The organism is Streptomyces canus (genome assembly GCF_041435015.1).
Lineage (GTDB): Bacteria > Actinomycetota > Actinomycetes > Streptomycetales > Streptomycetaceae > Streptomyces > Streptomyces canus_G.
In genome coordinates, this window is the sequence record NZ_CP107989.1 from 2,392,379 (window position 1) to 2,404,000 (window position 11,622).

At 71.0% G+C, this 11,622-nt stretch carries 10 protein-coding genes; 4 read left to right on the forward strand and 6 right to left on the reverse strand.

Annotated features, from left to right (window positions below):
* Positions 1-78: 78 nt before the first annotated feature.
* Together OG841_RS10705 and OG841_RS10710 are read right to left on the reverse strand one after the other, a co-directional pair.
* Positions 79-1,458: an MFS transporter gene (locus tag OG841_RS10705; protein ID WP_365122154.1), complete on the reverse strand. Its 1,380-nt coding sequence runs from the start codon at positions 1,456-1,458 to the stop codon at positions 79-81.
* Entirely contained in the window at positions 1,455-2,063 is a 609-nt protein-coding gene (locus tag OG841_RS10710) for an ArsR/SmtB family transcription factor (RefSeq protein ID WP_328641633.1), read from the reverse strand. Before OG841_RS10710 ends, OG841_RS10705 begins: the two co-directional genes overlap by 4 nt.
* A 140-nt stretch (positions 2,064-2,203) precedes the next feature.
* On the opposite strand from OG841_RS10710, the gene OG841_RS10715 reads away from it, so the two are divergent.
* Positions 2,204-2,791 carry a TetR/AcrR family transcriptional regulator gene (locus OG841_RS10715; protein WP_371564607.1) on the forward strand — a complete coding sequence of 196 codons (588 nt, stop codon included), beginning with the start codon at positions 2,204-2,206 and terminating at the stop codon, positions 2,789-2,791.
* Positions 2,784-3,575: an alpha/beta fold hydrolase gene (locus OG841_RS10720; RefSeq protein WP_371564609.1), complete on the forward strand. Its 792-nt coding sequence runs from the start codon at positions 2,784-2,786 to the stop codon at positions 3,573-3,575. The genes OG841_RS10715 and OG841_RS10720 overlap by 8 nt, the downstream gene beginning before the upstream one ends.
* 45 nt (positions 3,576-3,620) lie before the next feature.
* On the opposite strand, the gene OG841_RS10725 is transcribed toward OG841_RS10720, so the two are convergent.
* Positions 3,621-4,124 (reverse strand): zinc ribbon domain-containing protein, encoded by a 504-nt coding sequence (locus OG841_RS10725; RefSeq protein WP_371564611.1) that lies wholly within the window; start codon positions 4,122-4,124, stop codon positions 3,621-3,623.
* On the opposite strand from OG841_RS10725, the gene OG841_RS10730 reads away from it, so the two are divergent.
* Positions 4,119-4,931: a hypothetical protein gene (locus OG841_RS10730; RefSeq protein ID WP_371564613.1), complete on the forward strand. Its 813-nt coding sequence runs from the start codon at positions 4,119-4,121 to the stop codon at positions 4,929-4,931. The genes OG841_RS10725 and OG841_RS10730 overlap by 6 nt on opposite strands.
* Here OG841_RS10730 and OG841_RS10735 read toward each other — a convergent pair.
* The 3 genes from OG841_RS10735 to OG841_RS10745 all read right to left on the reverse strand — a co-directional run bounded on the left by OG841_RS10735 (position 4,921) and on the right by OG841_RS10745 (position 9,746).
* The gene (locus tag OG841_RS10735) at positions 4,921-6,888 is read right to left on the reverse strand and encodes a PE-PGRS family protein (RefSeq protein ID WP_371564615.1); all 1,968 of its coding nucleotides are present in this window, start codon (positions 6,886-6,888) and stop codon (positions 4,921-4,923) included. The two genes, OG841_RS10730 and OG841_RS10735, sit on opposite strands and share 11 nt — an antisense overlap.
* 33 nt (positions 6,889-6,921) lie before the next feature.
* A complete protein-coding gene (locus tag OG841_RS10740; protein WP_371564617.1) occupies positions 6,922-8,613 on the reverse strand; it encodes a DUF2264 domain-containing protein in 1,692 nt (563 codons plus the stop codon).
* Between the two features lie 92 nt (positions 8,614-8,705).
* A complete protein-coding gene (locus tag OG841_RS10745; RefSeq protein WP_328641627.1) occupies positions 8,706-9,746 on the reverse strand; it encodes a rhamnogalacturonan acetylesterase in 1,041 nt (346 codons plus the stop codon).
* A 193-nt stretch (positions 9,747-9,939) separates the two neighbouring features.
* Here OG841_RS10745 and OG841_RS10750 point away from each other — a divergent pair, with 193 nt between their 5' ends.
* Positions 9,940-11,622, forward strand: a complete 1,683-nt coding sequence (locus OG841_RS10750) for a rhamnogalacturonan lyase B N-terminal domain-containing protein (RefSeq protein ID WP_371564620.1) — start codon at positions 9,940-9,942, stop codon at positions 11,620-11,622.

Sequence of the window (11,622 nt, forward strand, 5' to 3'; positions counted from 1 at the left end):
ACCCCTCCCCAGGTCCCGGACAACCTGGGCAACCCTAGAGCCGCCGAGCCCGGCACGGAAACGACTTTCGGCGCCGCGTCACGCGCCCCGGGCATCGCGGGATGTGGTGCGGCGGGAGTCCCCCTGGTCCGTCCGCGCGGGGTGGCCGGGCGAGCCCGACTCCCTTGTGGGAGTGGGCGGTTCGGCCGTTCCGTGCCACGGTCCGGTCTCCAGGGACCGGATCCCGGGTATCGGCGACGGCAGCAGCCACAGCACGGACAGCACCCCGCCGACGGCGACCGTCACGAGGGTCACCCGGAGTCCGAAGGCCGTGGCCAGCGCGCCACCGGCGAGGGCGCCGAGGGGGCGGATGCCGTAGTTGACGGTGCTGTAGGCGCCCACCACACGGCTGCGCAGGGCATCCGGAGTCACCACGGCCTGCAGCGAGTTGAGGTTGACGTCGAACCACATGACGCCCATGCCGACCAGGAAGTACGCGGCAGCCAGGAGCCCGGCGGCCGCCCAGGCCGGCCCACCGGCGATCGCGGCCAGGGCGAAAGGCGCCGGGAACAGTACGGCCCCGACGGTGACGGACCGCCCCACCCCGATCCGCCTCGACACCCGCGGAGCGGTCAGCGCCCCGACGAGGGAGCCGCCCGCCCCGATGCCGAGGGTCAGCCCGATGGCGGCCGGGGACAGCCCGAGCTCGCGGTCGGCGAACAGTACGACCATGCCGGTGCCCGCGAGGAAGGTGAAGAAGTTGACGGTCGTGGTGCACCCGAGGCCCGCCCGCAGTACCGGCTGCCGCATGACGAAGGCCAGGCCCTCGCGGGCGTCACGCAGCAACGCGGGCACGACGGCACCGGTCCGGTCGGCGGGTGCGGGCTCGTCGACCACGACCCGGTTCAGCAGCAGCGCGGAGACCAGGAAGGAGACGGCGTCCGCGACCACGGCGACCGGCGCGCCGAGTGCCTGGACGAGCCCGCCGCCCGCCGCGGGACCGGCGATGAAGGAGGCCGAACGGGCCGCGCTGAACTTGCTGTTGGCATCGACGTAGGACGAACTCGGCACGAGCCGTGCGAACAGCGGCATCCAGGCGCACCCGGCCACCACGCCCGCGAAACCGGTCAGCAGCGCCACCGCGTACAGCTGACCGAGCGTGAGGGCGTCCCACAGATACGCGAGGGGCAGGGACAGTAGTACGACCGCCCGTACCAAGTCGGTGACGACGAGCAGCCGCCGCTTGTGGGGCCGGCCGTCGACCCACGCCCCCAGGACCAGGGCGAGCAGGTTCGGCGCCCAGGCAAGTGCGGTGAGCCAGGCCACCTGCCCGACCGAGGCGTCCAGCAGCCCGACCGCGATCAGCGGCACCGCGACCTCGGAGACCCGGTCGCCGAACTGTGAGACGGCGCTGCTGGCCCAGCACCGGACGAAGCGCGGATCACGCCACAAGGAGGCCCGCCCCGCTTCGCGTGTCATGCGGTCGTGCCGTCGTCGTCGGTGCCGTCGGCCGCCTCCGGCAAGGCGTACAGGAGCACCCGCACGCCCCTGCCGTCCTGCGGTCGCCGCGCGGGATCGCGGGTGACGTACGGCGCGAGGAGCTCTTCCATCGCGTCCTTGAGAGCGGCGAGTTCATCGGCGGTGACCACGATCCGGGTGTTGTTCGCGACAACCTTGCCCACCCACTCCTGCTCCAGTCCGGGACCGGTCTCGGTGAGCCAGCGCATCGGAAGGTCGGCGGTACGGGCGAACATCTCCCCGGCGAGCAACTGGGCCGCGGCCCGCCCGTCCTCGTCCTCGGGCGTCTCGAACCGGAACCCGCGCGCCACCGCCTCCCAGCGCCGCTCCCGCCGGTCCGCCCCGCCTTCGACGGCGTCCCGGACCAGCCCGAAGCCCGCGAGATGCCGCAGGTGCCAGCTCGCCACGGACGGTGTCGCCCCGACGTGCGGGGACAACTGAGTGGCGGTGGCCGGACCATGCCGCTGGAGGCGTTCCAGGATGGCCAGCCGTACAGGGTGCGCGAGCGCCCGCATGGCCTTCGGATCGGTGATCTCCATATCGCCGAAGCGATTGTCGGACTGCATGTCATGAGACTGTCCTCTCACATATTGTGAGAGTCAACTCTCAGATCAGACAAGGTTGTTCAGCGCCTTTTCCTATAGGGTCAAGTAATATGCCTAGGGACCCTAGCTTTACGGAGCACGCACAGGTCTACGGAGCACGCATGAGCCCCCGCGCAGGCCTCACCGCCGACCGCCTCACCGAGGCCGCCGCCGACCTCGCCGACGAGATCGGCTTCGAGAACATCACCCTGACCGCCCTCGCCAAACGCTTCGGCGTGAAGGACGCGAGCCTGTACTCGCATGTCAGGAGCCTCCAGGACCTGCGCACCCGGCTCGCCCTGCTCGCCGGCGGCGAGATGATCGACCGGATCGCCGTCGCGGTGGCGGGGCGGGCCGGCAAGGACGCGCTGGTCGCCTTCGCCGGCGCCTACCGGGCGTACGCGCAGGAGCGGCCGGGGCGGTACGCGGCCACACAGATCCGGATCGACCAGTCGCTGATCGCCGGCACCCCCGCGCTCCACCGCACCGCCGAGATCACCTACGGCATGCTCCGGGCCTACGGCCTCGCCGAACCCGATCTCACCGACGCGGTACGCCTGTTGCGCGCCACCTTCCACGGTTACTGCGCCCTGGAGTCCGCGGGCGGCTTCGGCGCCCCCCGCGACGTACGGAAGTCCTGGGACAGGGCGGTCGACGCCCTGCACGTGGCACTCGAGAACTGGCCCCAAGAGGAGAGCACAGATGACTGACCTGCACTACGACATCACCGGCCACGGCCCCTTACTGCTGCTGCTCCCCGGCGGCGCCGGACACCCGATGGGCCTCGGCCCGATGACGGAGTCGCTCGCCGGGCACTTCACCGTCGTCACGTACGACCCCCTCGGCCTCGCCCACGGCCGCCTCGGCGAACCCGTCGAGGACCAGCGGGTCCAGGACTGGAGCGACGGTGCGCGGCGGGTGCTCGACGCGACGCTCCCGGAGGGCGGGTCGGCGTACGTCCTCGGCACCAGCGCCGGGGCCATCGCCGCGCTCGATCTGCTCGCCCGGCACGCGGAGCGGCTGCGGCACGTCGTCGCGCACGAGCCGCCGTGTGTGGGGGTGCTGCCGGACGGGGCGCGGCAGCAGGCCGCGTTCCGAGAGGTCGCCGAGGTCTACCGGGCCAAGGGACTCGCGGCGGCGGGCGCCCTGATGACCGCCGTACTGGAGGAGCGGGCGGCGGGGGAGCTTCCGGAGGGCCAACCCCTCAGCCGCGAGGAGGAGTTGGCGACTCCGATGGCCCTCTCCCTGGCGCATGTCATTTCGCCCTTCACGGCGTACGTCCCCGAGGCGGGCCCCGCGCAGGCCCGCCTCACCGTCGCCGCGGGGACCGACTCCCACGGTCAACTCCTGTACCGGACCGCCGAGTTCCTCGCGAAGGCGCAACAGGCCGACTTCGTCGAGTTTCCCGGCGGTCATCTCGGCATCCTCCAGCACCCGGTGGACTTCGCCGACCGGCTCACGCGGACGCTGCTCGGGACCGGCCTGCGGTCATGACAGGTCGCCGAGCGCGTCGGCGTAGTACTTGACATCCTCCCCCTCTTAAAAGAGGGGGATTCCAACCCAGGTGGGTTGAGGTTCACAGGCACTCGAACGGCCGGTGGCCGCTGTCACCCCTCCGGCACCGGCTGATCGCCGGGGGCGGGGAATCCCGCCCTGTCCTGCCGCGACGTTGTTTGCTGCGTTCTCATCCGCGTTGCAGGTGAACCCGCAGGACACACAGATGAAGTCGGCTTGGCTCTTGCGCGACTTCTTCTCGATCCATCCGCAGGCGCTGCACCGCAGGGAGGTGTAGGGGGCGGGGACGTCCTCGATGCGTCCGGGGGCCTTGTGTTCGGTGCGTTGCCGGAGCAGGCCCCAGCCCTGGGCGAGGATCGCCCGGTTCAGCCCGGCCTTCTGCCTGACCTTCTTGCCGGGCTGTTCGGCCGTCCCCTTGGCGGAGGCGGTCATGTTCTTGATGTTGAGCTTCTCGAACCGCACCTCCCCACCCTCGACGGCCAACTCACCTGGAACGGCAAGAAGTACGGCGCCTACTTCGTCGTGCACGGCGCGGGCGGCTTCGCGGACGGCCACTTCGGCGACAAGCTGTCGTACGTCAGCGCCAAGGGCGCGAAGCTCAGCGGGGGTTGGGGCTGGGGATGCAGCCACAACGAGGGCGTGGCGCTGCACGCCGAGACCACCGGTGACTTCACCTCCCTCTGCTTCGACGAATGGCGTTCGGGACTGTTCGTGTCGACGGGCATCGGCGCCCCGGACGTGGCTCCGGTGGTGCAGCGCGAGCAGTGCTGGGCGGGGTACTGCGGCGGTACGTTCGCCGGCCGCACCGGCGACCTGGTGAAGTCCTCGACGGGCCGCTACGCGACCGCCTTCGCCTCGCGCGGTGCCGCGTCCGCGAAGAAGAACCCGGACGACTCGAGCGGCCGCGGCTGGACGGTCAAGCCGAAGACCGGCACCCACCAGGTGGCGGTGGCCTTCCTGAAGAACCGCAACTCCGGTCCGGGCAAAGCCCTTTACCTCACGAACGCGCCGGGCACCGAACATGTCGACGTGCACGTGGCGCCGTACGGCAAGAACCGCCTTCTCGTGTCCTGGGAGTCCGTGAAGAACGCCAAGTGCGCGTGCGGCACCTGCACCGGCACCTTCACGGGCACGCACTTCCGGCTCATCGACTGGAACGGCACGTTCCAGAGCGCGGACAAGGTGGTGTCGGCTCGGATCACCGGCGACATCGCGGTCCAGAAGGACGGCACGCTGGCCTGGGCGTACGTCCCGGTCGCACCGTCGTACACGAAGCCGCTGACGGGCGCGTCACCGACCTCGACGAGTCTGCGGATCGCCCGCCTCAGGCCCTGAGTGGTTGGAGCCGCTCGACCATGCGCCGCATGACCTCCACCGGCAGTGCCGGGTTCTGGGCGGCGGCTTCCGCGGAACCGGTTCCCTGCCGCAGCAGCTGGACGAGGATGCGGGCCGGCATGTGGGGGTGGCGAGCGGCCGCGCTGCGGATGTGTTCGTGCGGGTCCTCCAGGAGTCGTGCCGCGGCCGCCGGAGAGAGCCGCGGGTCGGTCACGGCTCGGCGGCGGACCTCTTCGCTCCTGTCCCGGCTGAGCCGTTCGACCAGCTCAGGCGTGGACTCCGGGTCGTCGAGGGCCAGTCGGCGCATGCGCGGATTCGGGTCGTCGGCGTACCGCAGGAGGTCGTGGCGGGGGAAGTTGGGGTGGCCGCGCGGCCGGTCGGGGTTGGTGAGGCTGCCGTCCCACCACTGCCACACCCGCATGAGCATGTCGGCGGGCGCGTCGTCACAGGACTCGGCGAGGAAGAGCTGGACGACGCGGTCCTCGTCGTCGGCGAGAAGGGCCACGGCGTCCGGCGGGAGGTGCCGGGCACGGGCGACGCTTCTGCGGACGAGGGGGTGGGAGGAGGCCGCCAGGCGGCGCATGGCGTCCCGGTCGTCGTGCAGGGCGACGACCCAGTCGAGCGGGAAATAGTGGCCGCCCGGGTCGAAGTCGTAGAGGATTCGGGCGCGTTGCTCCTCGGTGAGGTCTGCTCGCGTCGAGATCTTGAACCGCACGCCGGCGTCGGGATCCTCGCGGAGGAGACCGATCAGGTCTTGGGCGAGTCCCGGGTTGCGGGCCAGAGAGCGGCGCTCGGCCGACTCCCCGTGCCGTGCCACGTGCTCGGCGAGCTCGCGCCCCAGGAGGCAGGTCTCCAGGGCGTCCGTCTTGACGTCCAGCGTTTCGAACACCGGCAACGGCATCGGGCGCTCCCGGTGGTGCAGCAGCAGCGCCCGCGCCCGCACGATGTCATGGGGATCGGCCAGCAGCGCCTCTCGTGCCGGGGCGTCGAGGTGCGGCCAGGCCGCCGTGCAGGCCACGTAGCGCACGCCGCCGTCGGGGTCGGCGGCCAGGCCGACCGACAGGGAGGCGGGCAGGCCCTTGAGGCGGGCCGTCTCGGAGCGGACGCGCGGGGACGGGTCGGCGGCGAGTTCCCGGCACACGTCCTCGGGAAGTTCTGCCCAGCGGTCGGCGGCCAGCATGGTGAGGATCCACCGCTGTCGCTCATCCCGCTCCGCGAGGATCGCGCGCGCCCACTGCTCAGGCGTGATGTTCGGCTGGTGCTCGACCGCCCGCATCCGCAGCTTCGGGTCCGGGTGGGCCAGGAGGGCGTCCACGGCGTCCGCCGGCAGTGCGCGGTACATTGTGTACCACGACCGCTCCACCAGCGTCGGCCACAGATCCCTGGGGGTGCCGGGGTTGAGCGAGAGTCCGTCCGCCCACGCGTCAAGCAGCTTCCCGAGGGGCTTCGGCCCCTCGAACAAGGACACCCACGCGGCCGCACGCTCCTCCGGTGTCTCCGCTCCGGCCGCCCGTGCGGCCTCCTCATGGCGCTCCCTTAGCCGGTCGACCGCGACGAGCCAGACCGCGTACTCCTCGGTCGTGGCGCCCACCATCGCGTCCCCGTCCAGGGACAGCGTGAGGAACTCCGGCTGCCCGGGCCGCGGCCCCAGGACCCCGGCGAGATCCCAGCCGTCGGTCAGCCGGACCCGCACCCAACGCCGGTCCTGGTTACCGGAGAAGTCGATGAGGAAGACCCCGTCACCGCCGAGGATTCCCGCGTCGGACGCCAACCGGTGCCACTGAGCGTTGAGTTCGGCAACCAGATCCGGCCGGTCGTCCGCCACCGCCACGGTCGGCTCGACCTCGGACCCGATGACATGCCGCCATACGACCGGAGGCGGCGGCACCTCCTCGACCCGCCGCTCCCCCACGACCTCCAGCCCGGCCCGGCCCAGCAGTTCGACCAGTTCGTCCATGCCACCCATGATCCTCATACTGCCCGAGGCGGCTCAGTCCCCGGCGGTGATGTCCACGCCGGAGTCGTCCAGACGGACCCATGTCTCGGGGCCCCCGCTCCACGCCACCGTCAACTCCCCGGGCCCTACGGCCCGTACGGTCACCGTCTCCCCCAACGGCACGGCATCCGCGTCACCGGTGAGCCGGGCCAGCGCGACGAACAACGTGTCCCCCTCCCCGGTCACCCCGCTCAGCTCGTCGTCGAGGCCCACGGCGGGCAGCAGTTCGGCCCGCACACCCTCCCGCCGGGCCCACCCGGTCACCCGCACCGACGTCCCGGGCTCGGCCCCGGCCACGAGAAAGGCGCGTACCTCCACGGCTCCCTGGGCGAGCACGACACTGGAGACCCGCGTACCCCCGGCCGCCGTGTGCCGCGAGGCCGCCCACCCCTCCCCCACCCCCAACGGCACGATCTCCGTACGGCTCGGATCGCCGTCCACGATCACGCTGTTGTCGTACGACGTCGAGGGCTCCGTCACCGTCGAGTAGGCGAGGCGGGTGTAGTACGGGTCGTAGCGGACGTCCTCGCTGCCGTGGTTGTGGAGGCGGACGAGGCCGTCGGAACTCGTGGACTGCAGGAGCCAGTTGGGGGCGGTGATCGAAGTGACCGCGTCGGAGCGTTCGGCCGGGCCCGGCTCCTCCACCGCCGTCCACACCGCGTGGTCGGCCGGGAGGAGCAGGCCGAGGAAGCCCTTGCTCGCCCAGTACGGGGACGCCGGGCCCGAATAGCTCTGCAGGACGGCGGGGTCGGGGCCGTGCCAGCCGAGGGTGAGGAGGCCGTGGGAGTCCACCGCGCCCCGGTCCAGGAAGTACTTGAGGGCTCCGGAGGCCAGCCGCCGGGTCTCGCCCGGGGGCAGCGGGGTGTGGCCCGTCAGCGCGCCCAGCCACAGCGGGGCCGTCGTCGCGAAGCGATACGTCAGGGAGCGGCCCTGGTGCATCGGGGCACCGTCGGCGCCGAACAGGCGGGCGTAGTCCTCGAGATGGCGGGAGAGACGGCCGCCGTACAGGTCCGTCAACCCCTCGTCCTGGGCCAGCCAGGCGTGCAGCACCGGGTAGAGGTGCATGGCCCAGCCGTTGTAGTAGTCGAACTTGCGGCCGTCGCCGTCGGTGTACCAGCCCTCGCCGACGTACCACTGCTCGATGCGCTCCAGCCCGCGGTCGATCGCCTTGCGGGAGGCGTCCGGCTCATACCCGGCCGACGCCAGGAAGCCGGCGACCGTGACCGGGAAGAGCTCCCAGTTGCAGGGCCAGGCCTCCGCGGTCAGCGCGTCGCCGAGCCAGGCCGCGGCGCGTTGCCGTACGGCGTCGTCCAGCCGGTCCCAGAGCAGCGGCTTCGTGATCCGCAGCGCGAACGCGATCGACGCCGCCTCCACCAACGGCTGGCTGCGGTCCTCGATGCGGGGCCAGACTCCCGAGACTCCGGCGGCGAGCCCGTCCGCGTACCGCTCCAGCGCGGTCCCGTCCTGGCGGAGGGCCGCGAGCAGGAGCGTACGGGCGTAGCCCTCCAGCCCGTCGGAGAGGCGACCGGACCAGCTCTGCCGGTCGCCGGGGAGGTGGTAGAGGGCGCGGTCCTCGGTGGCGTACGGCTCCACCGCGGCGAGCAGGGCGTCGGCCGCGGCCTCCCAGTGGGCGCGCGTGTAGCCGGTGTACGGACTGAGGGTGCGGTCCTCGGGGGGCAGCTGCATCGGTTCTCTTTCTTCGGCTCGCAGACTCGCAGGCTCGCGGCTCACATCACAGACCTGGGGCGCCCCGGTTCCGGTCGGGACGCCCCAGGCGTCTATCCCACCCGCACCAGCCCTGCGGGCACCAGCCTCTGTGCGACCAGTTCGTCGCGGACCAGGCCCGCGTACACGGTGGCGCCGTGTACGGAGGTGTGGGTGTTGTCCCTTTTCTCGTTGTAGAGGTAGATCGCCTTCGAGCCCTCCACTCCCAAGGACTCCACGAGCGACTTCGTCTTCGCCGTCAGGTCGATCAGCGGGACGTCCTCTGCCGCGGCCACCGAGCGGATCACCGCGGGATGGTCCACCCCGAGGCCGTTGACCAGCAGGGCCGTCCCGTTGTTCAGCGTGCCGTCCGAGTTGAACCAGCGTCGCACGATGGGCGTCACGAGGACAGGGTTCCCGCCTTTCTCCCTCACACCCGCGACCAGTGTCTCCAGGTTCGCCCGGTACGTCGCCTCGTCGGTCGTCTTGTCGTTGTGGGCGAGCTGGACGAGGACGAGGTCGCCGGGACGGATCAGCGGCTGGACCGTGGCCCACAGGCGCGGCTCGGCCAGATACGTCACCGTACTCTCGCCGGAGTCGGCGTAGTTGGCCACGGACAGGCCCTTGCGCAGGTACTGGGGCAGTTGCTGGCCCCAGCCGGAGTACGGGTCGCCGGGCTGGTCGCAGACCGTGGAGTCGCCGACCAGGAAGATCTGGCGGGTGTGCCGGGCGGGGGTGACCTTGATGCCGGCGAGTGCGGGGGCCGAACCGCCCAGCGCGAGGTCCAGGCCGGGCGTGCCGTCGGGGCCTGTGGGCTCGCCCTCCGGGGTGCGGACGTTCACGGTGAAGCTGCGGGAGGCCCGTTCGCCGGCCGCGACCGCCGTCTCCGGCAGCAGGGAACGCCGGGTCTCGCCGCTGATCGCGGTGTGCGACTCCGCGTCACCGCCGAGAAGCACCTTCACGTCGTACGTGCCCGGCGGCACGTCGAAGTGGCAGCCGGCCGCGGTGCAGCTCTCGAGGCCTGGCGGACGTCCGGTGTGCGCCTGCGCCGGGACGGCCGTCAGGCCCGAGGCCAGCGCCACCGCCGCCAGCAGGGCGAGGTTGAAACGTCTCATTCGTGGTTCCTCCGTCAGGGGGACAACACCTGGCGCCGGACCGTACCGCCATCTGCAAGCGCTTTCTAGACCTTGAACCGTTTTCACAAGATTGCCAACTTCCAGCGAGCGAAAGCCCTTTCGCGAAATCGATTCAACTGTCACTCTCCAAAGCACCCGCACCACCCCCACACCTCTCGGAGGAGGCACCCCCATGTCCGAATCCACCGTGAACAGACCGGTCGGACGCCGTACCTTCGTCCTCGGCACCGCGGCCGCCGCAGGGACGGCCGCGCTCGCCGGACCGCTCGCCGAGACCGCGTCCGCCGCGAGCTTCGGCTGGAGCGACGACGGCTCCAACTACGTCGTCGACACCGGCGCGAGCCTCGTCTTCAAGGTCAGCAAGACCAACGGCGACCTGACCTCGCTGGTCTACAAGGGCACGCAGTACCAGGGCTACGGCGGCAAGAACTCGCACATCGAGTCCGGCCTCGGCACGTCCACCGTGAGCATCAAGCAGTCCGGTACGACGATCCTGATCTCGGTCGCGTACGGCACGCTCAAGCACTACTACGCGGCCCGCAGCGGTGAGAACAACGTCTACCTGTGGACCAACAAGGCCGACGACTCTGTCTCGGCGACCCGCTACATCCTGCGCGTCAACGCGGGCAAGTTCCTCAACGACGAGCCCGACTCGTACACCTACGCGCCCACCACCATCGAGGCCTCCGACGTCTTCGCGAAGTCCGACGGCCAGACCCGCTCCAAGCACTACGCGAAGGCGCGGGTCATCGACTACAACTACGTCGGCTGGACCACCGGCAGCGTCGGCCTGTACATCGTGCGCTCCAACCACGAGAAGGCCTCCGGCGGACCGTTCTACCGCTCCCTCCTGCGCCACCAGAGCGCGGACGGCGGCGGCCTGTACGAGATCCTGTACTACGGCGAGAACCAGACGGAGGCCCAGCGCTTCGGCCTCCAGGGCCCCTACGTCATCGCCTTCACCGACGGCGGCGCCCCCTCCTCCGCGCTGTACCCGGGGACCCTCACCACCTCGTGGGCGGACTCGCTCGGCATCTCGGGCTACGTCCCCGCGAGCGGCCGGGGCAAGGTCGCCGGCGTCGGCATCACCGGGCGGAACACGGCGTACGCCTACACCGTCGGGCTCGCCAACTCCGCCGCCCAGTACTGGGGTTCGGCGCGGGCCTCGGACGGCTGGTTCTCCATCGGGGGTGTGCTGCCGGGGACGTACACGCTGACCGTCTTCAAGGGTGAACTCGCCGTCTACACCACCTCGGTGAGCGTCAGCGCGGGCGGCACGACCACGCTCAACAGCATCGCGATCCCGGCCTCGAACGATCCGAGCAACGCGAGCGCGATCTGGCGCATCAACAACTGGGACGGCACGCCCGGCGGCTTCAAGAACGCCGATCTGATGACGTACGCCCACCCGTCCGACGTCCGCGCCTCCTCCTGGACCGGCAACGTCGTCATCGGCAGCGGCACCGAGACCTCGGCCTTCCCCTGCTACCTGTGGAAGGACGTCAACAGCGGAATCATCGTCTACTTCAAGCTGACGGCCGCCCAGGCCGCCGCCGCGCACACCCTGCGCATCGGGGTGACGACGGCCTACGCCAACGGCCGCCCGCAGGTCGTCGTCAACGACACCTGGACCTCCGCCGTGCCCTCCCCGCCCACCCAGCCGAGCACCCGGTCGCTGACCGTGGGCTCGTACCGGGGCAACAACTACACGTTCACCTACAGCGTGCCGGCGTCCGCCTGGCGGACGGACACCAGCGCCTACAACACGCTGAAGATCTACGTGGCGAGCGGTTCGGGGTCGACGTCCTTCCTCAGTGCGGGCACATCGATCGACGCGATCGATCTGCTGGCCTGA